This is a genomic window from Candidatus Eisenbacteria bacterium, assembly GCA_016235265.1.
Classification (GTDB): Bacteria; Eisenbacteria; RBG-16-71-46; order RBG-16-71-46; family JACRLI01; genus JACRLI01.
The window spans coordinates 1-19,948 of record JACRLI010000018.1 but is presented as its reverse complement, the minus strand read 5'-3'; the positions used below and the strand labels follow the sequence as shown (position 1 = coordinate 19,948).

Here is a 19,948-nt window from a genome sequence, read left to right as displayed (position 1 = left end):
TCCTGGAGCGTCGCCACTCCGGCCGCCGGGGAGAAGAACTCAGGAGAAGTCAAACTGAAGGATCGCCGCCACCCCCAACCCAGCCCGCGTGGCTACCTATGACGCGAACATGGGTGGCTACTTTCAGGCGAAAGTTGACACTCCGGGTCCCCGGTCGGCAGCCTGTGCCCGGCGCGCGCGTTCACCACCTGCACCTTCCAGCTCGCCACGCTCCCGGCGGCCCCCCGCGGGGCGGGCCCGGCGTCGAGCCGCGTACCGACCGGCCGCATCGCAGCCAGCTTCTCCCACAGCGCCAGGTCGGTCTCGAAGCCCTTGCGCAGGTGGCTGCCGATCCAGGAGTGATGCGCGCCGCGCCGTTTCGGCGCGCCGGGGGCCGCGGACCGGACGACCTCGGGCATGTGGCAGTCCTGGCACGGCTTTCCGGACTGCCCGTACGGCCCCTGCAGCCACTCCTGGCCGGTCTGGAAGGTGCAGATGAAGTTCTTTCCGGGATAGGACTGCACCGCCTCGTGACAGCGCGTGCACAGCGAGGCGTCCCGGAAGATGGGGTTGAACCGGGTGGGGTGGGGAGCCGTGGATGCCGCCGAGGGGCCCTCGATGTAGCCGTCGCGCACGTGGCATGCGGCGCAGGTCACCCCCTCCGGCTTGAGCCCCGGGTCAAATAGTGGGTTGGCCCGCTTGATGGGTCGCTCCACGTCGTTCCCGGCGAGGCTTACGACCACCGAGTCCAGCTGGTTCACCAGCGGCGTGTGGCAGTTGACGCACAGCCACGACACGCCCGGCTGCTTCCGAAGCTCGGCCTGGAACTGCGGGTCCGGCCAGGCCTGGGCGTGCACCGACTGTTGCCACTCGCGGTAGGTGTCGGCATGGCACCGGCCGCACTCCCTGGCCGAGAGGCTGCGGATCCCCCTGGGGACCTCCTGGGCGGGGAAGGGCCGTTCGAAAATGGGCCGGGAGGGGTAGATGCCGGGGAGGTGGCCGCCGGGATCCTTGCGGGCGGCGGAGGCGGCCGAGGAACGCGCCGCGGGCCTACCCGCGGGGGCCGGGGCCGCGCCTGTGAGGGACGGCGCCAGCACCGGCACGGCGAGCAGTGCGAGGGCCAGGACGGCACGCGGGTTCCATGGGAGTTTCGGAATCGAGGGCGCGCGTTTCCGGAGTTGTTTCATGCCGGCCATTGTATGGTCGGCGGGCCCGGCTGGCCAGCACGCGTTTGGCGGGCGTCAGGCGTACTTGATTGTCCTACTTGCGATTACGGTATCGGTGACTTCGCCCCTTGAAGGTCCGGGCGCCTCGGAGGGAGCCTACCGAAACCCCAGGAGCGCACCCCGAATCGCTTGCCAGTACGAAGGTTGCGCCTGGATGGCGTCGTAAGAGAACAGCGCTACCCCGGCCGCCCCCATCCGCCGGGCAGTCTCGATCTTCCGGGCTGCGGAGCGGGCCGGCTGGTCGTACACCCCCACCCCCGCCACGACGGGCCGGCCCCCCGCGGCAGCCAGGATGCGGCGTAGCTGGCCTTCGAAGACCCGGTCGCTGGGGGTGTAGACCATGGGCATCACGAAGTCGAGCAGGCCTTCCCGCAGCCAGGCCGGCCAGTCCTGGCGGTGCCTGCCCAGGGCGGCCTCCATGTCGGCGATCACCGCGGCGCTCACGGCCGCCCCCGGGCGGATCGAATCCACCGCCGCGCGCACGCCGCGCACCACCTCGGTCACGGTGCCGCGCTGCCACGCGGCCCAGCGGCGCGCGAGATCGTCCACGCCCCCGGCCCCGAACCGCGCCCGTAGGTACTCGGGGCGGTCGGCCATCCAGGCGGGGTCCACGCCGGTGCGGCGCATGAACTCCACGCGGGAGCCGTAGTCGTAGCCCGCGGCGCTCGCGGGATAGCGCACGTAGTCGAGGTGAATGCCGTCCACCGCGTAGCGCGAGAGCACGTCGCGTACCACGTCGAGGAACTCCGCGCGCACGTCCGGGTTGCCGGCGGCGGAGAACATGCCCTCGGTGATGGTGCCCTCGAACTCGTCGCGGGTGAGGCTCCACAGCGCGCGGCCGTCCGGGCGCACCGCGGACCAGTCGGGATGGCCATTGGCCAGGTGGCGGGGGTCGCGGGGGCTTTGGTCGGCGGACCACACCAGGAACACGTTGAGCCACGCGTGCACCTGCAGGCCCTCCGCGTGGCCGCGCTCCACAGCGTAGGCCAGCGGGTCGAAGCCGGTGTCTTCCACCGCCTCCGCGCGCGGCTCCACCCGCGAGTCGTAGTAGGCGTCGGCCCGGGCCCGCACCTGCACGAACACGGCCTGCACTCCCAGCTGCTTGGCGCGCGCGATCATGCGGTCCACGCGGTCCCGCCCGGTCATGGAGGTGCGCACCACCCACACCGCGCGCAGCCCGCCGGGGGGCAGCTCGTAGCGGTCCTCGCCGTCGGCGCGCGCGGGCCGCGGGCCGCCGAAGAAGGCCGGCGACGCCGACGCCAGGACCAGCGCCAGCGCCAATGCCAGCGCGAAAACAAGCGCGAGGCGGCCCCGGGGGCCGCCTCGCCTGGTCACTGCGCGGTGGGAGGACATGGAGTTCGGAGCCGGGGAGTTCGGAGCCGGCTTCGCGGCCGGGTCAGCGCCCCGCGCCCACGCCCGCGCGGGTGCGCCGCTTGCGGGGCTCCACGGCGTCCGACGGGGCGGGAGCCTTCTCCTTGGCGTCCTTCTTCTCCTTCTTCTTGCCCTTGGCCTCGGCCTTCTCCAGGGCCTCCTTGCGCTCCTTGTCCTTCTGCTCCTTCGACTTCACCAATTCCAGGATCGCCATTTCCCCGGCGTCGCCCAGGCGCGCGCGGGTCTTGATGATCCGGGTGTAGCCGCCGGGGCGCTCGGTGTACCACGGCGCGATCACGCTGAAGAGCTTCTGGGTCACGGCGGGCTTCATCACGTAGCCGGCCACCTCGCGGCGCGCGGCGAGGTCGCCGCGCTTGGCGAAGGTGATCATCCGCTCGGCGTAGCGGCGCGTTTCCTTGGCCTTGGCGACCGTGGTCTCGATCCGCTCGTATTCGAACAGCGCCGTGACCAGGTTGCGCAACAGGGCGCGCCTGTGCTCGTGCGTCCGGCTGAGCTTGCGGTGGTCCTTGCTGTGGCGCATTTACTCGTCTCCGTTGACGGGCAGCGGGGCCATTCCCAGCGAGGCCGGGTCCATGCCGAACGTGAGGCCCATCTCGTTCAGCACGTCCTGGATCTCCTTGAGGGACTTGCGCCCGAAGTTGCGGTACTTGAGCATTTCGCTCTCGGTCTTGGTCACCAGCTCGCCCAGGGTCTTGATGTTGGCCGCCCGGAGGCAGTTGCTGCTGCGAACGGAGAGCTCCAGTTCCTCGACGCTCTTCTCGAGGAGCTTCTTGACGCGCAGGGAGTCCTCGTCGGGCTCCAGCTCGTCCACCACCGCCTCCTCCTCCTCGGCTCCGAGGAAGATGGCGAGGTTGTCCTTCAGGATCCGGGCCGCGCGCGCCATGGCGTCGCGGGGCGACACGCTGCCGTCGGTCTGGAGCTCCATGTTCAGCTTCTCGTAGTCGATGCGCTGCCCGATGCGGGTCTGCTCGACGGTGTAGTTCACCTTCAGCACCGGCGAGAACAGCGAGTCCACCGACAGCGTGCCGATGGGCCGGTCCGCGGCCTGGTGCTGGTCCGCCTGCACGTAGCCGCGGCCGACGCTGATTTCCACCTCGGCGTTGAACTCACCCTCTTCGTTGAGTGTCGCGATGTGCAGCTCGGGGTTGAGGACCTCGACCTCGTGATCCACCTTCAGGTCGCCGGCCTTCACCTCGCCCTTGCCCTTGAACGCGAACGTCCCGCGCTTGGGACCTTCCCCGTGCACCTTGAACCGGATCTGCTTGAGGTTCTGGGTGATCTGCAGGGTGTCCTCGAAGATGCCGGTCAGCGGCCCGAATTCGTGGAGGGCCCCTTCGATCTTCACCGCGGAGACTGCGGCCCCCGGCAGCGAGGACAGGAGGACGCGGCGCAACGCGTTGCCCACCGTGACCCCGAAACCCCTCTCAAAGGGCTCGATGTAGTGGAGGGCAAACGTGTCCGTGGCCGTCCTCTCGTCCATCTCGATCTTCTTCGGCAACTGGAGATTCTTGAGCTTCATGAAACAAGCCCCCTTGGGCGCGGTACGCCCAGGTTACTTGGAGTACAACTCCACGATCAGCTGCTCCTGGATGGGCAGCGACACACCGTCGCGGCTGGGCTTCTGGAGCAGCCGCCCGGAGAACTTTTCGGCCTCCAGGGACAGCCAGTCGGGCACCGAGCTCTTGCCCTTGGCCTTCTCGAGAGCCTGCACGATCGCCGGCACCTGCCGGCTTCCTTCGCGCACGCCGATCACGTCGCCGGGGCGCACCGGGTAGGACGGAATGTCCACCACGCGGCCGTTCACGGTGAAGTGGCGGTGGCGCACCAGCTGGCGCGCAGCCGCGCGCGACAGGGCGAAACCGACGCGGAAAGTCACGTTGTCGAGACGCGTCTCGAGGATCTGCAGCAGCACGGTGCCGGTCACGCCCTTGCTGGCTTCCGCGTCATGGAAGTACTTGCGGAACTGGCGCTCGAGGACACCGTAGTAGGCGCGGGCCTTCTGCTTCTCGCGCAGCTGCAGCCCGTAGCCCGTCACCTTGATGCGCCGACCCTGGCCGTGCTCCCCCGGGGGGTAGCCGCGGCGCTCGAAGGCGCACTTCTCCGAGAAACAGCGCTCGCCCTTCAGGAAGAGTTTCATCCCCTCCCGACGACAGCGCCGGCACTTCGAGTCGTGGTAAACCGCCATGAAACCTCCGTTATGCCTCGAATGCTCGAGCCGTGCCGCGGGCTAGACCCGGCGCCGCTTGGGCGGCCGGCAACCATTGTGCGGAATCGGCGTGACGTCCTTGATGGCCGCGATCTCAAGTCCCGCGGCCTGCAGCGACCGGATGGCCGCCTCGCGGCCGGCACCGGGGCCGCCGACCCACACCTCCACCTTCTTCATGCCCGCCTGCAGCGCGGTGCGGGCGGCGTTCTCCGCCGCGATCTGCGCCGCGAAGGGCGTGCTCTTGCGGGCTCCCTTGAAGCCCACCTTGCCGGCGCTGGCCCAGGAAACCACGTTCCCGTCCAGGTCGGTGATGGAGATGATGGTGTTGTTGAACGAGGCCTTAACGTGCGCCACCCCGTTCATCCCGACCCTGCGGTCCTTTTTCTTGACCTTCTTGACCGGTGCGTCCGCCACGCTGGTACTCCTATCTGAAACGCGTGCCTGTTCCGACTACGCTACTTGTGTGCGGGGCCGGCGACCTTCTTGCGCATGGCCCCCATCGTCTTCTTCGGGCCCTTGCGGGTCCGCGCATTGGTCTTGGTGCGCTGCCCGCGGACGGGCAGGCCGCGGCGGTGCCGCAGGCCCCGGTACGCGCCGATCTCCATCAGGCGCTTGATGTTCATGCTGATCTCGGTGCGCAGCGCGCCCTCGACCTTGAAGTCGTTCTCGATCACGCCGCGGAGCTTGGCCGTCTCCTCGTCGGTGAGGTTCTTCACCCGCGTGGAGGGGTTCACGCCCGTCTGGGCGATGATCTTGCGCGCCGTGGTCGGACCGATCCCGTACAGGTAGGTCAGCGCGACCTCGATGCGCTTTTCGTTCGGCAGGTCGATGCCTGAAATTCGAGCCAACGGAAGCCTCCCTCAGACTTCAACTACTTCTGACGCTGCTTGTGTCGCGGATTGCGACTGCAGATCACCCGGATGACACCCTTGCGCCGGACCACCTTGCAGTGCTCGCAAATCTTCTTCACCGAAGCTCGGACCTTCATGGTTCCCCTCGTGTGACGTTGCGGGGGCCCGGCCCCCGCCGGGGGGCCCGCGCACGGCGAGCCCCGGTGTGCGCGGCACTGCCGCGCCGGATCATCCTGCTCTGCGTTCCACCCCGCGCCCGGCAGCCACCCCGCTTCGGGAAGGCGCCCTCCACCGCCCCTACTTGTACCGGTAGACGATGCGGCCGCGGTCCAGGTCGTAGGGCGACAACTCCACGGTCACCTTGTCCCCGGGCAGGATCTTGATGAAGTGCATCCTCATCTTCCCGGAGATGTGGGCCAGGACTCGGTGGCCGTTCTCCAGCTCCACGCGGAACATCGCGTTGGGCAGGGGCTCGACCACGGTTCCCTCGACCTGGATTCCTTCCTGTTTCGCCAAGTTCTCTCGATTCTCCCGGCCGGCCGTCAGGGCCGGCTGAGGATGACGGGACCGTCCGGCGTGACGGCCACCGTGTGCTCGAAGTGAGCCGACGGCTTGCCGTCCAGCGTCACCACCGTCCACCCGTCCTCCAGGACCCGCGTCTCGGCCTGGCCCAGGTTCACCATCGGCTCGATCGCCATCACCATGCCCGCCTGCAGCCTCGGGCCGCGGCCCGGAAGCCCGTAGTTGGGCACCTGGGGCTCCTCGTGCATCTCCCGGCCGATCCCGTGGCCGACCAGGGAGCGCACCACCGAGAACCCGGCGGCCTCCACGTGGGACTGCACCGCGTGGCCCACGTCGCCGAGCCGGTTGCCCGGCTGCGCCGCGGCCACCGCCAGCGCCAGCGCCTCCTCCGTGACCCGCAGCAGCCGGAGCGTGCCGGGATCCACGTCGCCCACCGGCACGGTGAGCGAGGCGTCGCCGAAGTAGCCGTCCTTCTGCACGCCGACGTCCAGGCTCACCACGTCGCCCTCCTTGAGCTTGCGCCCCGAGGGGATCCCGTGCACCACTTCCTCGTTCACCGAGGCGCAGATGCTGGCCGGGTAGCCGCGGTAGCCCAGGAAGGCGCAGCGGCCGCCGTGGCCCTCGATGAACTCGCGCCCCGCCTGGTCGAGCTCTTCGGTGGTCACGCCCACCCGCACCTTCGACTTCAGGTGCTGCAGGCAGCCGGCCACGATCCGCGCACTTTCGCGGATCAGCTCGATCTCCCTGGCCGATCGCAGGTGGACCATGACCGCCGCGCCTATCGTCCCGGCAGGCCCGCCAAGACCTGCCCGATCCGCGCCGCCACCTCATCCACCGCGCCGAGGCCGTCCACTTCGCGGACCAGGCCCAGCGCGCCATAGTGGCCGATCAGCGGGGCCGTCTGCACCTCGTACACCTTCAGCCGTTCCCGGATCACCTCCGGGTGGTCGTCCGAGCGCTGCGCCAGCGCCTGGCCGTCGGCCTCGCAGGCCGCGGGCCCGGAGCCGTCCGGGTTGCCCGCGTACACCCTGCCGCAGCCGGGACACACCCGCCGCGACGAGAGGCGCCGCACGATCTCCTCGGCCGGGGCGACCATGGTCACCACCGCGGACAGCGGCAGCCCGCGCGAGGCCAGCATGACATCCAGCGCCTGGGCCTGCGGCACCGTCCGCGGGAAGCCGTCCAGGATGAACCCCGGAACGCAGTCCGGCCGGGCGGTCCGTTCCGCGACCAGTCCCACGACCACCTCGTCGGGGACCAGCGCACCGCGGTCCATGTACTCCCCCGCCTTCACTCCCAGCTCCGAGCCCCGCCGCACCGCCTCGCGCAGGATGTCGCCGGTCGAGATCTGCGGGATCCCGTGCGCGGCCGCGGCCCTCGTGGCCTGCGTGCCCTTGCCCACCCCCGGCGGGCCCAGGAACACCAGCCGCAGAGCCATCGCTACCGGCGGCCCCGGAGCTTGCCCTTCTTCACCAGTCCGTCGTAGTGGCGCATCAGCAGGTGCGACTCGATCTGCTGCAGGGTGTCCAGCGCCACGCCCACCACGATCAGTACGCTGGTTCCCCCGAAGCGGAACGTCAGGTTCATCCGGTCCACGAGCAGGTCCGGGACCACCGCGATCGCCGCCAGGAACACCGCGCCCGGCAGGGTGATGCGGTTCATGATGTAGTCAATGTACTCGGCCGTCTTCTTGCCCGGCCGGATGCCCGGCACGAACCCGCCGAACTTCCGGATGTTCTCCGCCAGGTCCTCGGGGTTCAGCACCACGGCGGTGTAGAAGTAGGTGAAGAAGATGATCACCAGCGAGTACAGGATCACGTAGATGGGCGAGTTGTGCGACAACTCCTGCGCCACGCCCGCCAGGAAATCGCTCTTCGGGAAGAAGGCGGCGATCGAGACCGGCAGGATGATCAGGGACTGGGCGAAGATGATCGGGATCACGCCGGCGGTGTTCACCCGCAGCGGGATGTGTGTGTTCTGGCCGCCGTACGTCTTTCGGCCCACCACCCGCTTGGCGTATTGCACCGGGATCTTGCGTTGCGCCTGCGTCATCAGCACCACCGACGCGATCACGGCGAACATGAACAACAGCGCCGGGATGAGCACCAACGCGTTCAGCGTGCCGTTCTTCAGCGAAGTGAACGTGGTGATCAGGTCGTTCGGCAGCCGGGCGATGATGCCCACCATGATGATCAGCGAGATGCCGTTGCCGATGCCCCGCTCAGTGATCTGCTCGCCCAGCCACATGATGCCGATGGTGCCGGTGGTCTGCGTGAGCATGGTGATCAGCCGGAACGACATGCCCGGGTTGCTGACCACCTCCACGCCGGACGCGCCCTTGAACGACTCCAGGAACATGCTGAAGGCGTAGCTCTGGATCAGCGAGATCAGCACCGTGCCGTAGCGCGTGTACTGGGTGATCTTGCGCCGCCCCTCCTCGCCCTCCTTCTGCAGCTTCTCCAGGTGCGGCACCACCGTGCCCAGCACCTGCAGGATGATCGAGGCGCTGATGTACGGCATGATGCCCAGCGCGAAGATCGTCGCCCGGGAGAACGAGCCTCCGACGAAGAGGTCGTAGAGCCCGAGCATGCTGTTGCTCTTCATCAACTGCGCCAGCGCGGTGGCGTCCACGCCCGGAGTCGGCACGTGGCCGCCCAGGCGGTAGATCGCCAGCAACCCCAGGGTGAAGAGGAGCCGCCTCCTCAACTCGGGGATGTTCCACATGTTGCGGAGGCTATCCATGAAGGCGTTGGACTGGGCCATCGGAGCTTTCTATCCTCGCGACCGGGGCGCTTCCTGCGCGCCCCCGCGTTCCCCTGCTATGACTGCGCCGCCACCGGCTCGAACTTCCCGCCGGCCGCCTCGAGCTTCTTCACCGCCGCCTCCGACGCGCGGTCCAGCCGGACCGTGATCGCGTGGGGCACGTCGCCCTTGGCCAGCAGCTTCACCGGCCGCCGGGCGCTCTTCACCAGGCCCTTCTCCTGCAGCTCCGCCGCCCCCACCACCGCGCCGGCGGCGAACAGCGCCAGCGCGCCGACGTTCACCACCTGGTCGGAGCCGGGGGTGAGGCTGCGGAACCCGCGCTTGGGCACGCGGCGCTGCAGCGGCATCTGGCCGCCCTCGAACCACCGCGGGATGCCGTGGTGGCCGGTGCGCGCCTTCTGCCCCTTGTGGCCCTTGCCGCAGGTGCCGCCCTTGCCGGACGACGGGCCCTTGCCCAGCCGCTTTCGGCGGTGGACGGCGCCCGGCGCGTGCTTGATTTCACCGATTCGCATGGTCTCCTAGCCTTCCGTCACCTTGAGGAGGTGGACGATCTTGCGGATCATCCCGCGGATCGCCGGGTTGTCGGGCTGTTCCACGGTGTGCCCGATCCGGCGGATGCCGAGCGCCTCGAGGGTCTGTCTCTGGTCGTATTTCCTGCCGCTGAAGCTGCGGATCTGTGTGATCTTCAGTTTTCCTGCCATGGCTACACCTTCGGCTGCGGCTTCGGGCCCAGCAGCTGCTCGAGCGTCATGCCGCGACGGCGCGCCACCTGGTGGGGCAGCCGCAGGGACTCGAGACCTTGCATGGTGGCCTTGACCACGTTGTGCGGGTTGCTGGTGCCGAGCGACTTGCTCAGGACGTTCTGGATTCCCGCGGACTCCACCACGGCGCGCACCGCGCCGCCGGCGATCACGCCGGTTCCGGACGAGGCGGGGCGCAGCAGCACGCGCGCGGCGCCGAACCGGCCGAGCACCTGGTGCGGGATGGTCCCGCGCACCACGGGCACGTGCAGCAGGCCTTTCCTGGCGGCCTCGCCGGCCTTGCGAATCGCGTCCGCCACCTCGTTGGCCTTGCCCAGGCCCACGCCCACCTTGCCGTTCTGGTTGCCCACGGCCACGATGGCGTTGAACGAGAAGCGCCGGCCGCCCTTCACCACCTTGGCGACGCGGTTGACGTGGATCACGCGCTCGGTGAACTCGGGCTTGACGTCATCCTCGGACCCGCGCTGCGGGCCGCGACCGGGACCCCGGCCGGGACCGCGCCCCGGGCCGCGACCGCCGGGGCCGCGACCGCCGGGACCACGACCGCCAGGACCGCGTCCGCCCGGACCGCGCCCGGGACCGCCGGGACCGCGCGCGCCGGAGTCCGGCGCGGCGGGAGCAGCGGACTGCTGCGGGGACTGCGGGTTAGAACTGGAGTCCTGCATTGCGCGCTGCCTCCGCGAGCGCCTTCACGCGCCCGTGATACAGGTAACCGCCGCGGTCGAAACACACCGCGGTGATCCCCTTGGCCTTGGCCTTCTCCGCGAGCACCTCGCCGCATGCGGTCGCAGCGGCGATCTTGCCCTTCTTGTCCTGCAGGCGTGCCTTCACTTCCTTCGTGCCGCTCGCGACGGACACCAGGGTCACGCCGCGCGCGTCGTCCACCACCTGCGCGTAGATGTGCTTGCTGCTGCGGTACACGGACACCCGCGGCCGCTCGCCGGTCCCCGAGACGCGGCGCCGGATGCGCTTGTGCCGGCGCTCGCGCGCCAGCCGTCTCGCCAAGGACTTGTCCATAGTGCTCATGTGCGTCCCCCGCGCCCCCACGGCCCGCCGTTTCCAAGGGCGGGGCCGGGCGCCTGGATTCCGGGCGTCCTAGCTCGAACCGGCGGTCTTGCCGGCCTTGCGGATGATGTGCTCGCCCTCGTACTTGATGCCCTTGCCCTTGTAGGGCTCGGGAGGACGGAAACCGCGGACGTTGGCCGCGGTCTGGCCCAGCAGCTCCTTGTTGATGCTCCGGAGCACGATCCGGTTGTTCCCCTCCACCGCGGCCTCCACACCCTCCGGAAGCTCGAAGTTGATGGGGTGGGAATAGCCCAGCTGGAGCACCAGCTTGCGCTTCCCGTCCATCGCCGCGCGGTAGCCCACGCCGTTGATCTCCAGCGTGCGGCTGAAGCCTTCGGTCACGCCGTGGACCATGTTGGCCAGGTTGGCCCGCATGGTGCCGTGGCGCGCATCGGCGCCGCGCGGCGCGCTCTCGTGGAGCTCGACACGCGCCTGCGCCCCCTCGATCACCACGCGGGTGTCGTCCAGGACCGGGCGCGCCAGCTCGCCTTTGGGCCCCTTCACGCGGACCTCACCGCCGTCGGCGGTCACGGTCACGCCCTTCGGAAGGGGGATGATCATCTTGCCTACTCGCGACATGCGCTCCTCACAGACCCGAAGGCGCTACCAGACGTAACAAACAACCTCTCCGCCGAGGCCCTTCGCGCGGGCCTCCTTGTCGGAGAGGATGCCGGACGATGTGGACACCACGCAGGTGCCCATGCCGCCCATCACGCGGGGCAGCTTGTCCTTGTTCACGTAGACCCGCCGGCCCGGCGACGACACCCGCCGCAGGCCCTGGATCACGCTGTTGTCCTCTTCGTCGTACTTGAGGTACAGGCGCAGCGAGGGCTTCTTCGCCTCGCCCACCGGCTTGAAGTGACTGATGAAATGCTCCCGGACCAGCAGCTCGGCCAGCGCCTGCTTCATGCGCGAGGCGGGCACGTCCACGCGCCGGTGCTTTGCGCGGCACGCGTTCCGAACGCTGGTCAGAAAGTCGGAAACGGGATCGGTCGTCGCCATTTCTTCCCCCTACCAGCTGGCCTTGACCACGCCCGGGATCTGCCCGAACAGGGCGAGTTCCCGGAAGCAGATGCGGCACAGTCCAAATTTCCGAAGGTAGCCGCGCGGACGCCCGCAGCGGTGGCACCGGTTGCGGTGACGCACGTCGAACTTCACGCGGTGGTGCTTCCACTGCTCGATGAGGCACTTCTTGGCCATGCGCCCGGCTCCCTTACGCTTTACGGAAGGGCATGTTCATGAGCTTGAGCAGCTCCATCCCTTCCTCGTCGGTGCGGGCGGTCGTCACGATGGTCACGTCCATCCCGCGGACCTTCTCGACCCGGTCGTAGTTGATCTCCGGGAAAATAACCTGCTCGGCGATGCCCAGCGTGTAGTTCCCGCGCCCGTCGAACGACTTCGACGGCACGCCGCGGAAGTCGCGGATTCGCGGGATGGCGACGTTGGTCAGCCGGTCGTAGAATTCCCACATGCGCGCGCCGCGCATGGTCACCATGCAGCCCACGGGCTGGCCCGCGCGCAGCTTGAAGTTCGAGATCGACTTCTTGGCGCGGCGGATCGCCGGCTTCTGCCCGGTGATGGCGGTCATGTCCCCCACGGCGGCGTCCAGCATCTTGATGTTCTGCAGCGCGTCGCCCACGCCCATGTTGACCACGATCTTCACCAGGCGCGGCGCCTGCATGGTGCTGGTGTACTGGAAGCGCTTCATCAGCGCCGGGAGCACGTCGGTCTCGTAGATCTTCTTGAGGCGCGGCGGCGGGCCGACCTCGATCACGCCCCCGCCCTTCGGCGAGGCGTCCTTCCCGGCCTTCGCGGGCTTGGCGGCCTTTGCGTCGGGCTTGCCGCCCTTGCCGGGCTTTCCACCCTTCGGCTGTTCCTGTTCCTTCTTCGCCATCACACTCTCCGCCGGCCCTTCCGCTGGCCGCCATCCGCGCCTGGCGCGGCCGCGGCGACCCGGGCTCCGGCTGTTGGACTACCCCTTGGAGATCGCGGAACCGCAGCGGACGCAGTTCCGGGTCCGGGTCTTGCCCCGGCCTTCCACCTTCACCCTCACGCCCCGGCCGCAGCGGTCACAGAACAGCGCCACGTTGGAGGCATGGATCGCGGCTTCCTTCTCGATGATTCCGCTCTGGACCCCCTGGCCGCGCGCCTTCTTGTGGCGCTTGACCAGGTTCACCTTCTCCACGATGATCCGGCCCTTTTCCGGGTACACCCGGAGGACCCGTCCCACCTGTCCCGCGGCGTCGCCCGACAGGACCTGCACCTTGTCGTTCTTCTGGAGATCCATGGTCCCCTCTAGATCACTTCCGGCGCGAGGGAGATGATTTTCATGAACTCCTTCTCGCGCAGCTCACGCGCCACGGGACCGAAGATGCGCGTGCCGCGGGGCTCGCGCGCGTCGTCGATCAGCACCACCGCGTTCTGGTCGAAGCGGATGTAGGAGCCGTCCTTGCGCTTCTGCTCCTTGCGGGTGCGCACGATGACCGCCTTGGCCACGTCGCCCTTCTTCACCTGCCCGCCGGGCAGGGCGTCCTTGATCGAAACCACCACGATGTCACCGAGCCGGCCATACCGCCGGTGGTGGCCCCCGAGCACCTTGATGCACTGGGCCACCCGCGCGCCCGAGTTGTCGGACACGGTGAGCATGGTGCGAAGCTGAACCATCGGATCCTCCGAAACCTGGCCGTGGAAACGGCCGCCGCTACCCGGTGCCCCGCCCGCGGGGCGGTCCACCGGGGCCGCGCCCGCGCGCCGCTACTTGGCGCGCTCGACGAACTCCACGAACCGCCAGCGCTTGTCCTTCGACAGCGGGCGCGTCTCCACGAACCGGATGATGTCTCCGATCCGGCACTCGTTCTTCTCGTCGTGCACCTTGAAGGTCCGGGTCTGCTTCACGTACTTCCGGACGACCGGGTGCGGGACGCGGCGGCTGATCTTCACCACCACCGTCTTGTCCATCTTGTCGCTGATGACCTCACCGACGCGGCCCTTGCGGCGGCCCCGGTCTGTCAGGCTCTCTGCCATGCGCTCCTCGACTCCACTCATCAGTGCGTCCCGAGCTTCCGGATCCCGCTCTCGTGCTCCCGCAGGACCGTCTCCAACCGCGCCAGGGCGCGGCGGGTCTCGCGGATGGTGAGCGGGTTCTGGAGCTGCCGCATCGAGTTCTTGAACCGGTCCTTGAACAGGGCGTCTCGAAGCTCCGCCATCTTGTGGCGGATCTCGTCCGGGCTCATCTGCCGGATGGCGTCCACCTTGAATTCCTTGCTCATTGCGCCTGGGCCTCCGTCTCCACGCCGCCGTCGGTACGCATCACGAACCGGGCGTGCAGGGGAAGCTTGCTCGCGCCCAGCTCCATCGCCCGCTTGGCGAGCTGCGGCGTGATGCCCTCGAGCTCGAACAGGACCCGGCCGGGCTTGATGACCGAGACCCACTCCTCAGGGTTGCCCTTGCCCTTGCCCATGCGGGTCTCGGCCGGCTTCTTGGTGATGGGCTTGTCCGGGAAGATCCGGATCCACATCTTTCCGCCGCGCTTGATGTAACGGGTGATGGCCACGCGGGCGGCCTCGATCTGGCGGGCCGTGATCCACCCCGGCTCCGTGGCCTGGAGCCCGAACTCCCCGAACGCCACGGTGGCTCCCCGGGTGGCCTTCCCCCAGCGGCGGCCGCGGTGCTGTTTCCGGTGCTTGACGCGCTTCGGCATCAACATGGTTTCGTTCCTTCCGAGCCTGTCAGGCCGTCACCGGGGGCTGCGACGCGTCCACCTGCGACTTGTCCAGCACCTCGCCGTTGAAGACCCAGACCTTCACGCCGCAGGTGCCGTAGGTGGTGCGGGCGGTCGCGATCGCATAGTCGATGTCCGCGCGCAGCGTGTGCAGGGGCACGCGGCCCTTGCGGTAGCTCTCGGTGCGCGCGATCTCGGCGCCGCCGAGGCGGCCCGAGCACATGATGCGGATGCCCTGGGCGCCGCGCAGCATGGCCGAGTCGATGGAGCGCTTCATGGCGCGACGGAACGCCACCCGCTGCTCCAGCTGGCGCGCGACGTGTTCCGCGAGGAGCTGCGCGTCCAGGTCGGCCCGCTTGATCTCCTCGATCTTGATGTCAATGTCCTTGCTGGTGAGCTGCCGCAGCTCGGCCGACAGCTTCTCCACCTGCTCGCCCTTGCGGCCGATGACCATGCCCGGCCGGGCGGTCCTGATGGTGACGATGACCTTGTTCGCGGTGCGCTGGATGATGATCTTGGGGACGCCCTCGCGCTCGAGCCGCTTCTTGAGGTACTTGCGGAGAAGCAGGTCCTCCTTCAGCAGGTCGGCGTAGCCGCGCTTCGCGAACCACCGCGAGTCCCAAGTCTTGATGATCCCCAGGCGCAGCCCGATCGGATTGGTTTTCTGACCCATCGTGCCGGCTCCTTACTTGCTCTTCCCGTCGCCCACGACGACGGTGATGTGACAGGTACGCTTCAGGAGCGGGGTCGCCCGTCCCTGCGCCCGGGGCAGCCAGCGCTTCATCGTGGGGCCGGGCCCCACCATGGCCGCCTTCACCACCAAGCGATCCACGTCCACGCGCTCCTCCCGGCTGGTGGCGTTCGCCACCGCCGACTTGAGCACCTTGGCCACGGTGCGGGCGGCGTTCTTGGGCGTGAACATCAGGATGTGCTGCGCGTTCTCGACCCGCTGGCCCCGGATGAGGTCCAGCACCTGGCCGACCTTGCGCGGCGTGATGCGCACGTATTTCGCGACTGCCTTGGCTTCCATCCCAGACTCCTGGCTTCGATCGCTGCGCGGTGCGGCGTTCGCCCGCGGCGCCTACTTGGCCGGTGCGGACTTCTCCACGTGGGAGCTGTGCCCGCGGAAGATCCGTGTGGGAGCGAACTCCCCGAGCTTGTGCCCCACCATGTTCTCGGTCACGTAGATGGGGATGAACTTGTTGCCGTTGTGCACCGCCAGCGTGTGCCCGACGAACTCGGGAGTGATGGTTGAACGGCGGGCCCAGGTCTTGAGGACCTTCTTTTCACCCGCGTTGTTCAGCCCATCGATCTTCTTCGCCAGCTTGACGTCGATGAACGGGCCCTTCTTGATCGAACGCGACATGGCTTCTCCGGTTCCGTCTCCCGCGCCCGCTTACTTCCGCCGGCGCACGATGTACTTGTCGGACGGCTTGCGCCGACGCGTCTTGAAACCCTTGGTCGGCTTGCCCCACGGCGTGCAGGGGTGCCGGCCTCCGGAACTCTTGCCCTCGCCACCGCCCATCGGGTGGTCCACCGGGTTCATGGCCACGCCGCGGACGCTGGGCCTGCGGCCCCGCCACCGGCTCTGGCCGGCCTTGCCCGGGACCTCGTTCTCGTGGTCCAGGTTGCCGACCTGGCCCACCGTGGCGCGGCAGTTCAGGTGCACCAGCCGCATCTCGCCCGAGGGCAGGCGCAGCTGCGCGTAGTTGCCTTCCTTCGCCATCAGCTGGCAGAACGAACCCGCGCCGCGGGCCATCTGGCCGCCGCGTCCCGGCGTCAGCTCCACGTTGTGCACGTTGGTGCCCAGCGGGAGCGAGCGCAGCGGGAGGCAGTTGCCGTTGCGGACCTCGGCGCCCTCGCCGCTCATCAGCGTCTCGCCCACGGCCAGGCCGGAGGGCGCGAGGATGTAGCGCTTCTCGCCGTCGGCGTAGTGCAGCAGGGCGATGCGCGCCGAGCGGTTGGGGTCGTACTCGATGGTCGCGACCTTGGCCGGAACGCCATCCTTGTTCCGCTTCCAGTCGATGAAACGGTACAGGCGCCGGTGACCGCCGCCGCGCAGCCACGAGCTGGTGTGCCCGAGGTTGTTGCGGCCGCCCGTCCGGTGCAGGAACTCGGTCAGCGGCTTGTGCGGCTCGCGCGCTGTGATCTCGTCGAAGCCGCTGGTGACGCGGTAGCGCTGTGTCGGCGTCAGCGGGCGGTATTTCTTCAGTGGCATCTCAAGCTCTCCGGTGATTCGCAGGAGTCCTAGACCGACTCGAACAGCTCGATGGTCTGGCCTTCCTTGAGCGTCACGACGGCCTTCTTCCAGGCCGAGCGTCGGCCGGCGAAGGCGCCCACGCGCTTCTTCTTACCCTGGCAGTTCATGGTGCGCACGCAGTCCACCTTGACCGGGAAGATGGCCTCGACGGCCTTCTTGATCTCGATCTTGTTGGCCTTCGGGTGCACGTCGAAGATGTACTGGTTGTGCTTCTCCCGCTGCAGGCTCCCCTTCTCGGTGATCAGGGCGAGGCGGACGATCTGTCGGGAATCCATCATGACGCGAACACCTCGTTGAGCTGCTGGAGCGCGTCGCGGGTGAGCACCACGGCGTCGTGGCTCACCAGGTCGTACGCCGTCAGCGAGTTCGCGGGCCGGGTCTCGACACCCGGGATGTTCCGGGCGCCCAGCACCACGTTACGGTTCGCTTCCCGCGTGATCACGAGCGTCTTGCGGTCCGCGAGGCCCATCTTCTTCAGCAGTTCCGCGAAGTCCCGGGTGCGGTGCGAATCCGGGGCCAGCGACTCCATCACCAGCACCGCCTCCTCCTTCGCACGCTGCGTCAGCACGCCGCGGATGGCGGCCTGCCGGATGCCGCGCGGGACGCGGTAGCCGTAGTCGCGCGGGACCGGGCCGAACGCCCGGGCACCGCCCACCCACAGCGGGGAGATGTTGGAACCGGCGCGGGCACGGCCGGTGCCCTTCTGGCGCCAGGGCTTCGCGCCGCCGCCCTTCATGTCGTGGCGGTGCTTGACGCTGTGCGTCCCCTGGCGCTGGTTGGCCAGGTACGCCTTCACGGCCTCGTACACCACGTGCTCGTGGCAGGGGGCCTCGAACAGGCCGGCGGGCAGATCCATCGTGCCGCTCGACTCGCCGCTGCTCTTGTACAGTTTCGCCGATGCCATTGCCTCGTTCCTTCCCCGGCGCGGTAGCGCCCGCGCCTAGGCCTTCTGACGGACCACCACGTAGCTGTTCGTGTGGCCCGGAACGGAGCCGCGGACCCAGATCAGGTTGCGCTCCTTGTCGATGCCCACCACCTTGAGGTTCCGGGAGGTGAAGTTGATGTCACCCATGTGCCCGGGCAGCTTCTTGTTCTTGATGACGCGGGACGGGTACGCCGAGGCCCCGATGGAGCCCGGCAGCTTGTGCGTGGTGCAGCCGTGGGTGGCCTTGCCACCGGTGAAGCCGTGGCGCTTGACGACGCCCTGGAACCCGCGGCCCTTGGTCACACCCGAGATGTCCACGTACGTGCCCACCTCGAAGACGTCCACGGTCAGGACGGTGCCGACCTCGTGCTCGGCGGGGCCGTCCAGGCGCACCTCGCGCAGCCGCTTCGCCAGCTCCACCTTCGCCTTCGCGTAGTGGCCCTGCAGCGCCTTGGTGGTGTGCTTCTGCTTGGCCTTGCCGTAGGCGATCTGGATGGCGGAGTAGCCGTCCTTCTTCGCGTCCTTCACCTGGACCACGGGGCACGGACCGGCCTCGATCACGGTCACGCCGATGGCGTTCCCGCTCTCGTCGAAGACCTGGGTCATGCCCACTTTCCTGCCCAGCAGCGACAGCTTCATGTTCCTCTCCCCTGCGTCACGGGTCGGGAGGCGGGCCGGTGGCCCACCCCGGACGGCTCGTTCGAGCCCCGCCCGGCGGACGCGTCTTCGTGGCTCGGCGGCGGACCTTCGCCCGCGCCGACGCGGCGCCGCCGGCGCGCCCTCGCGCGCTCCGCGGCACCCATCTGCAAAGCTACAGCTTGATCTCGGCCTCGACGCCGGCGGGCAGGTCCAGGCGCATCAGCGCGTCCATGGTCTGCTGCGTCGGCCGCTCGATGTCGATGATGCGCTTGTGCACCCGGATCTCGAACTGCTCGCGCGACTTCTTGTCCACGTGCGGCGAGCGGTTCACGGTGTACACGGTACGGCGGGTCGGCAGCGGAACGGGCCCGAAGGTCCGCGCCCCCGTGCGCTTCGCCGTGCGCACGATCTCGCCCGCGCTGGTGTCCAGCATGGCGTGATCTACTCGATGATTTCCGCGACGACGCCGGCGCCCACGGTGCGGCCACCCTCGCGGATGGCGAACCGAAGCTCCTTCTCCATCGCGATCGGCGTGATCAGCTCGATCGACATCGTGATGTTGTCGCCCGGCATCACCATCTCCCGGCCGTCCGGCAGGTGCGCCACCCCCGTCACGTCCGTCGTCCGGAAATAAAACTGGGGCCGGTATCCCGTGAAGAACGGGGTGTGTCGTCCACCCTCCTCCTTCGTCAGGATGTACACTTCCCCCTTGAACTTCGTGTGCGGCGTCACCGACTTCGGAGCCGCAAGTACCATCCCGCGCTCCACGTCGTCCTTCTCGATCCCGCGCAACAACAGACCCACGTTGTCCCCGGCCATCGCGTCGTCCATGCTCTTCTTGAACATCTCGACACCCGTGACCACCGTGTCGCGCGTCTCGCGGATCCCCACCCGCTCCACCTTGTCGCCCACCTTCACCTTGCCGCGCTCGATCCGGCCCGTCGCCACCGTCCCGCGACCCGAAATGGAGAACACGTCCTCCACCGGCATCAGGAACGGCTTGTCCACCGGACGCTCCGGGGTCGGAATGTAGCGGTCCACCTCTTCCATCAGCTTGATGATCGACTCGTTCGCCTTCGCGTCCTTGCCGCCCCCGTCCATCGCCTGCTTCGCCGAGCCCCGGATCACCGGAATCTCGTCGCCGGGGAACTCGTACTTCTTCAGCAGCTCACGAACCTCCAGCTCCACCAGGTCCAGCAGCTCCGCGTCGTCCACCATGTCGCACTTGTTCATGTACACCACGATGTAGGGAACACCCACCTGGCGCGCCAGAAGGATGTGCTCGCGCGTCTGCGGCATCGGACCGTCCGCCGCCGAAACCACCAGGATCGCTCCGTCCATCTGGGCCGCACCCGTGATCATGTTCTTCACGTAGTCCGCGTGACCCGGACAGTCCACGTGCGCGTAGTGGCGCGCCGTGGTCTCGTACTCCACGTGCGCCGTCGCGATGGTGATCCCGCGCTCCCGCTCTTCCGGCGCGTTGTCGATCGAACCGTAGTCGCGAACGTGAATCTTCGGGTTGTTCTGCGAAAGAACCATCGTGATCGCCGCCGTCAACGTCGTCTTCCCGTGGTCCACGTGCCCGATCGTGCCCACGTTCACGTGCGGCTTGGTACGCTCGAACTTCTGCTTGGCCAT

At 68.5% G+C, this 19,948-nt stretch carries 34 protein-coding genes; all 34 read right to left on the bottom strand.

Annotated elements, in window-relative coordinates:
• Positions 1-92 precede the first annotated feature (92 nt).
• Complete coding sequence (locus HZB25_10950; protein MBI5837754.1) at positions 93-1,166, bottom strand: hypothetical protein; 1,074 nt, start codon at positions 1,164-1,166, stop codon at positions 93-95.
• 135 nt (positions 1,167-1,301) lie between these two features.
• Positions 1,302-2,486: a family 10 glycosylhydrolase gene (locus tag HZB25_10945; GenBank protein MBI5837753.1), complete on the bottom strand. Its 1,185-nt coding sequence runs from the start codon at positions 2,484-2,486 to the stop codon at positions 1,302-1,304.
• A gap of 115 nt (positions 2,487-2,601) precedes the next feature.
• A complete protein-coding gene (rplQ, locus tag HZB25_10940) occupies positions 2,602-3,117 on the bottom strand; it encodes a 50S ribosomal protein L17 (GenBank protein MBI5837752.1) in 516 nt (171 codons plus the stop codon).
• Positions 3,118-4,116: a DNA-directed RNA polymerase subunit alpha gene (locus HZB25_10935; GenBank protein ID MBI5837751.1), complete on the bottom strand. Its 999-nt coding sequence runs from the start codon at positions 4,114-4,116 to the stop codon at positions 3,118-3,120.
• 33 nt (positions 4,117-4,149) lie between these two features.
• The gene (gene rpsD, locus HZB25_10930) at positions 4,150-4,782 is read right to left on the bottom strand and encodes a 30S ribosomal protein S4 (protein MBI5837750.1); all 633 of its coding nucleotides are present in this window, start codon (positions 4,780-4,782) and stop codon (positions 4,150-4,152) included.
• Positions 4,783-4,824: 42 nt separating this feature from the next.
• Entirely contained in the window at positions 4,825-5,217 is a 393-nt protein-coding gene (gene rpsK, locus HZB25_10925) for a 30S ribosomal protein S11 (protein ID MBI5837749.1), read from the bottom strand.
• A gap of 41 nt (positions 5,218-5,258) precedes the next feature.
• Positions 5,259-5,651: a 30S ribosomal protein S13 gene (gene rpsM, locus HZB25_10920; GenBank protein MBI5837748.1), complete on the bottom strand. Its 393-nt coding sequence runs from the start codon at positions 5,649-5,651 to the stop codon at positions 5,259-5,261.
• Positions 5,652-5,674: 23 nt separating this feature from the next.
• Complete coding sequence (rpmJ, locus tag HZB25_10915; protein MBI5837747.1) at positions 5,675-5,791, bottom strand: 50S ribosomal protein L36; 117 nt, start codon at positions 5,789-5,791, stop codon at positions 5,675-5,677.
• Positions 5,792-5,951: 160 nt separating this feature from the next.
• Positions 5,952-6,170, bottom strand: coding sequence for a translation initiation factor IF-1 (infA, locus tag HZB25_10910; protein MBI5837746.1), 219 nt, complete (start codon positions 6,168-6,170; stop codon positions 5,952-5,954).
• A gap of 26 nt (positions 6,171-6,196) precedes the next feature.
• Positions 6,197-6,943, bottom strand: coding sequence for a type I methionyl aminopeptidase (gene map, locus HZB25_10905; protein ID MBI5837745.1), 747 nt, complete (start codon positions 6,941-6,943; stop codon positions 6,197-6,199).
• An 11-nt stretch (positions 6,944-6,954) separates the two neighbouring features.
• Positions 6,955-7,608, bottom strand: a complete 654-nt coding sequence (locus HZB25_10900; protein MBI5837744.1) for an adenylate kinase — start codon at positions 7,606-7,608, stop codon at positions 6,955-6,957.
• Positions 7,609-7,616: 8 nt separating this feature from the next.
• Positions 7,617-8,939, bottom strand: a complete 1,323-nt coding sequence (gene secY / locus HZB25_10895) for a preprotein translocase subunit SecY (GenBank protein MBI5837743.1) — start codon at positions 8,937-8,939, stop codon at positions 7,617-7,619.
• A gap of 56 nt (positions 8,940-8,995) precedes the next feature.
• Positions 8,996-9,451 (bottom strand): 50S ribosomal protein L15, encoded by a 456-nt coding sequence (gene rplO / locus HZB25_10890; protein ID MBI5837742.1) that lies wholly within the window; start codon positions 9,449-9,451, stop codon positions 8,996-8,998.
• A 6-nt stretch (positions 9,452-9,457) separates the two neighbouring features.
• A complete protein-coding gene (rpmD, locus tag HZB25_10885) occupies positions 9,458-9,640 on the bottom strand; it encodes a 50S ribosomal protein L30 (GenBank protein MBI5837741.1) in 183 nt (60 codons plus the stop codon).
• Between the two features lie 2 nt (positions 9,641-9,642).
• Positions 9,643-10,365, bottom strand: a complete 723-nt coding sequence (gene rpsE / locus HZB25_10880) for a 30S ribosomal protein S5 (GenBank protein MBI5837740.1) — start codon at positions 10,363-10,365, stop codon at positions 9,643-9,645.
• Positions 10,346-10,717 carry a 50S ribosomal protein L18 gene (locus tag HZB25_10875; GenBank protein MBI5837739.1) on the bottom strand — a complete coding sequence of 124 codons (372 nt, stop codon included), beginning with the start codon at positions 10,715-10,717 and terminating at the stop codon, positions 10,346-10,348. Before HZB25_10875 ends, rpsE begins: the two co-directional genes overlap by 20 nt.
• A 78-nt stretch (positions 10,718-10,795) precedes the next feature.
• Positions 10,796-11,344: a 50S ribosomal protein L6 gene (gene rplF / locus HZB25_10870; protein ID MBI5837738.1), complete on the bottom strand. Its 549-nt coding sequence runs from the start codon at positions 11,342-11,344 to the stop codon at positions 10,796-10,798.
• Positions 11,345-11,368: 24 nt separating this feature from the next.
• The gene (gene rpsH / locus HZB25_10865; GenBank protein MBI5837737.1) at positions 11,369-11,767 is read right to left on the bottom strand and encodes a 30S ribosomal protein S8; all 399 of its coding nucleotides are present in this window, start codon (positions 11,765-11,767) and stop codon (positions 11,369-11,371) included.
• A 9-nt stretch (positions 11,768-11,776) separates the two neighbouring features.
• Positions 11,777-11,965, bottom strand: coding sequence for a type Z 30S ribosomal protein S14 (locus HZB25_10860; GenBank protein MBI5837736.1), 189 nt, complete (start codon positions 11,963-11,965; stop codon positions 11,777-11,779).
• A 13-nt stretch (positions 11,966-11,978) separates the two neighbouring features.
• A complete protein-coding gene (gene rplE, locus HZB25_10855; protein ID MBI5837735.1) occupies positions 11,979-12,659 on the bottom strand; it encodes a 50S ribosomal protein L5 in 681 nt (226 codons plus the stop codon).
• Between the two features lie 78 nt (positions 12,660-12,737).
• Positions 12,738-13,052 carry a 50S ribosomal protein L24 gene (locus HZB25_10850; protein MBI5837734.1) on the bottom strand — a complete coding sequence of 105 codons (315 nt, stop codon included), beginning with the start codon at positions 13,050-13,052 and terminating at the stop codon, positions 12,738-12,740.
• Positions 13,053-13,060: 8 nt separating this feature from the next.
• Positions 13,061-13,429 (bottom strand): 50S ribosomal protein L14, encoded by a 369-nt coding sequence (gene rplN, locus HZB25_10845; protein MBI5837733.1) that lies wholly within the window; start codon positions 13,427-13,429, stop codon positions 13,061-13,063.
• Between the two features lie 90 nt (positions 13,430-13,519).
• A complete protein-coding gene (gene rpsQ, locus HZB25_10840) occupies positions 13,520-13,777 on the bottom strand; it encodes a 30S ribosomal protein S17 (GenBank protein ID MBI5837732.1) in 258 nt (85 codons plus the stop codon).
• A 32-nt stretch (positions 13,778-13,809) separates the two neighbouring features.
• On the bottom strand, positions 13,810-14,034 hold the full coding sequence (rpmC, locus tag HZB25_10835) for a 50S ribosomal protein L29 (protein MBI5837731.1): 225 nt from the start codon (positions 14,032-14,034) through the stop codon (positions 13,810-13,812).
• A complete protein-coding gene (gene rplP / locus HZB25_10830; GenBank protein ID MBI5837730.1) occupies positions 14,031-14,471 on the bottom strand; it encodes a 50S ribosomal protein L16 in 441 nt (146 codons plus the stop codon). The genes rpmC and rplP overlap by 4 nt, the downstream gene beginning before the upstream one ends.
• A gap of 22 nt (positions 14,472-14,493) precedes the next feature.
• Positions 14,494-15,159 carry a 30S ribosomal protein S3 gene (gene rpsC / locus HZB25_10825; protein MBI5837729.1) on the bottom strand — a complete coding sequence of 222 codons (666 nt, stop codon included), beginning with the start codon at positions 15,157-15,159 and terminating at the stop codon, positions 14,494-14,496.
• Positions 15,160-15,171: 12 nt separating this feature from the next.
• Entirely contained in the window at positions 15,172-15,516 is a 345-nt protein-coding gene (gene rplV / locus HZB25_10820; GenBank protein ID MBI5837728.1) for a 50S ribosomal protein L22, read from the bottom strand.
• A 51-nt stretch (positions 15,517-15,567) separates the two neighbouring features.
• A complete protein-coding gene (gene rpsS / locus HZB25_10815; protein ID MBI5837727.1) occupies positions 15,568-15,852 on the bottom strand; it encodes a 30S ribosomal protein S19 in 285 nt (94 codons plus the stop codon).
• Between the two features lie 30 nt (positions 15,853-15,882).
• Positions 15,883-16,704 carry a 50S ribosomal protein L2 gene (gene rplB, locus HZB25_10810; GenBank protein MBI5837726.1) on the bottom strand — a complete coding sequence of 274 codons (822 nt, stop codon included), beginning with the start codon at positions 16,702-16,704 and terminating at the stop codon, positions 15,883-15,885.
• Between the two features lie 29 nt (positions 16,705-16,733).
• On the bottom strand, positions 16,734-17,024 hold the full coding sequence (locus HZB25_10805) for a 50S ribosomal protein L23 (protein ID MBI5837725.1): 291 nt from the start codon (positions 17,022-17,024) through the stop codon (positions 16,734-16,736).
• The gene (gene rplD, locus HZB25_10800; protein MBI5837724.1) at positions 17,021-17,650 is read right to left on the bottom strand and encodes a 50S ribosomal protein L4; all 630 of its coding nucleotides are present in this window, start codon (positions 17,648-17,650) and stop codon (positions 17,021-17,023) included. Before rplD ends, HZB25_10805 begins: the two co-directional genes overlap by 4 nt.
• Before the next feature lie 36 nt (positions 17,651-17,686).
• Positions 17,687-18,310, bottom strand: a complete 624-nt coding sequence (gene rplC / locus HZB25_10795) for a 50S ribosomal protein L3 (GenBank protein MBI5837723.1) — start codon at positions 18,308-18,310, stop codon at positions 17,687-17,689.
• Positions 18,311-18,482: 172 nt separating this feature from the next.
• Positions 18,483-18,743 (bottom strand): 30S ribosomal protein S10, encoded by a 261-nt coding sequence (rpsJ, locus tag HZB25_10790; GenBank protein MBI5837722.1) that lies wholly within the window; start codon positions 18,741-18,743, stop codon positions 18,483-18,485.
• Positions 18,744-18,751: 8 nt separating this feature from the next.
• A complete protein-coding gene (gene tuf, locus HZB25_10785) occupies positions 18,752-19,948 on the bottom strand; it encodes an elongation factor Tu (protein MBI5837721.1) in 1,197 nt (398 codons plus the stop codon).

What these genes read in the sequence shown, in the direction of transcription:
- HZB25_10875 (MBI5837739.1), bottom strand. Translation starts at nt 10,717, where the DNA reads ATGGACAAGTCCTTGGCGAGACGGCTGGCGCGCGAGCGCCGGCACAAG.
- rpsD (MBI5837750.1), bottom strand. Translation starts at nt 4,782, where the DNA reads ATGGCGGTTTACCACGACTCGAAGTGCCGGCGCTGTCGTCGGGAGGGG.
- rpsJ (MBI5837722.1), bottom strand. Translation starts at nt 18,743, where the DNA reads ATGCTGGACACCAGCGCGGGCGAGATCGTGCGCACGGCGAAGCGCACG.
- rplO (MBI5837742.1), bottom strand. Translation starts at nt 9,451, where the DNA reads ATGCGAATCGGTGAAATCAAGCACGCGCCGGGCGCCGTCCACCGCCGA.
- rplD (MBI5837724.1), bottom strand. Translation starts at nt 17,650, where the DNA reads ATGGCATCGGCGAAACTGTACAAGAGCAGCGGCGAGTCGAGCGGCACG.
- rpsS (MBI5837727.1), bottom strand. Translation starts at nt 15,852, where the DNA reads ATGTCGCGTTCGATCAAGAAGGGCCCGTTCATCGACGTCAAGCTGGCG.
- rplB (MBI5837726.1), bottom strand. Translation starts at nt 16,704, where the DNA reads ATGCCACTGAAGAAATACCGCCCGCTGACGCCGACACAGCGCTACCGC.
- HZB25_10860 (MBI5837736.1), bottom strand. Translation starts at nt 11,965, where the DNA reads ATGGCCAAGAAGTGCCTCATCGAGCAGTGGAAGCACCACCGCGTGAAG.
- map (MBI5837745.1), bottom strand. Translation starts at nt 6,943, where the DNA reads ATGGTCCACCTGCGATCGGCCAGGGAGATCGAGCTGATCCGCGAAAGT.
- rplQ (MBI5837752.1), bottom strand. Translation starts at nt 3,117, where the DNA reads ATGCGCCACAGCAAGGACCACCGCAAGCTCAGCCGGACGCACGAGCAC.
- rplE (MBI5837735.1), bottom strand. Translation starts at nt 12,659, where the DNA reads ATGGCGAAGAAGGAACAGGAACAGCCGAAGGGTGGAAAGCCCGGCAAG.
- tuf (MBI5837721.1), bottom strand. Translation starts at nt 19,948, where the DNA reads ATGGCCAAGCAGAAGTTCGAGCGTACCAAGCCGCACGTGAACGTGGGC.
- rplF (MBI5837738.1), bottom strand. Translation starts at nt 11,344, where the DNA reads ATGTCGCGAGTAGGCAAGATGATCATCCCCCTTCCGAAGGGCGTGACC.
- secY (MBI5837743.1), bottom strand. Translation starts at nt 8,939, where the DNA reads ATGGCCCAGTCCAACGCCTTCATGGATAGCCTCCGCAACATGTGGAAC.
- HZB25_10805 (MBI5837725.1), bottom strand. Translation starts at nt 17,024, where the DNA reads ATGATGGATTCCCGACAGATCGTCCGCCTCGCCCTGATCACCGAGAAG.
- rplV (MBI5837728.1), bottom strand. Translation starts at nt 15,516, where the DNA reads ATGGAAGCCAAGGCAGTCGCGAAATACGTGCGCATCACGCCGCGCAAG.
- rpmJ (MBI5837747.1), bottom strand. Translation starts at nt 5,791, where the DNA reads ATGAAGGTCCGAGCTTCGGTGAAGAAGATTTGCGAGCACTGCAAGGTG.
- rpsE (MBI5837740.1), bottom strand. Translation starts at nt 10,365, where the DNA reads ATGCAGGACTCCAGTTCTAACCCGCAGTCCCCGCAGCAGTCCGCTGCT.
- rplP (MBI5837730.1), bottom strand. Translation starts at nt 14,471, where the DNA reads ATGTTGATGCCGAAGCGCGTCAAGCACCGGAAACAGCACCGCGGCCGC.
- rpsC (MBI5837729.1), bottom strand. Translation starts at nt 15,159, where the DNA reads ATGGGTCAGAAAACCAATCCGATCGGGCTGCGCCTGGGGATCATCAAG.
- rpmD (MBI5837741.1), bottom strand. Translation starts at nt 9,640, where the DNA reads ATGGCAGGAAAACTGAAGATCACACAGATCCGCAGCTTCAGCGGCAGG.
- HZB25_10850 (MBI5837734.1), bottom strand. Translation starts at nt 13,052, where the DNA reads ATGGATCTCCAGAAGAACGACAAGGTGCAGGTCCTGTCGGGCGACGCC.
- rplC (MBI5837723.1), bottom strand. Translation starts at nt 18,310, where the DNA reads ATGAAGCTGTCGCTGCTGGGCAGGAAAGTGGGCATGACCCAGGTCTTC.
- rpsH (MBI5837737.1), bottom strand. Translation starts at nt 11,767, where the DNA reads ATGGCGACGACCGATCCCGTTTCCGACTTTCTGACCAGCGTTCGGAAC.
- HZB25_10950 (MBI5837754.1), bottom strand. Translation starts at nt 1,166, where the DNA reads ATGAAACAACTCCGGAAACGCGCGCCCTCGATTCCGAAACTCCCATGG.
- rpmC (MBI5837731.1), bottom strand. Translation starts at nt 14,034, where the DNA reads ATGAGCAAGGAATTCAAGGTGGACGCCATCCGGCAGATGAGCCCGGAC.
- HZB25_10935 (MBI5837751.1), bottom strand. Translation starts at nt 4,116, where the DNA reads ATGAAGCTCAAGAATCTCCAGTTGCCGAAGAAGATCGAGATGGACGAG.
- rplN (MBI5837733.1), bottom strand. Translation starts at nt 13,429, where the DNA reads ATGGTTCAGCTTCGCACCATGCTCACCGTGTCCGACAACTCGGGCGCG.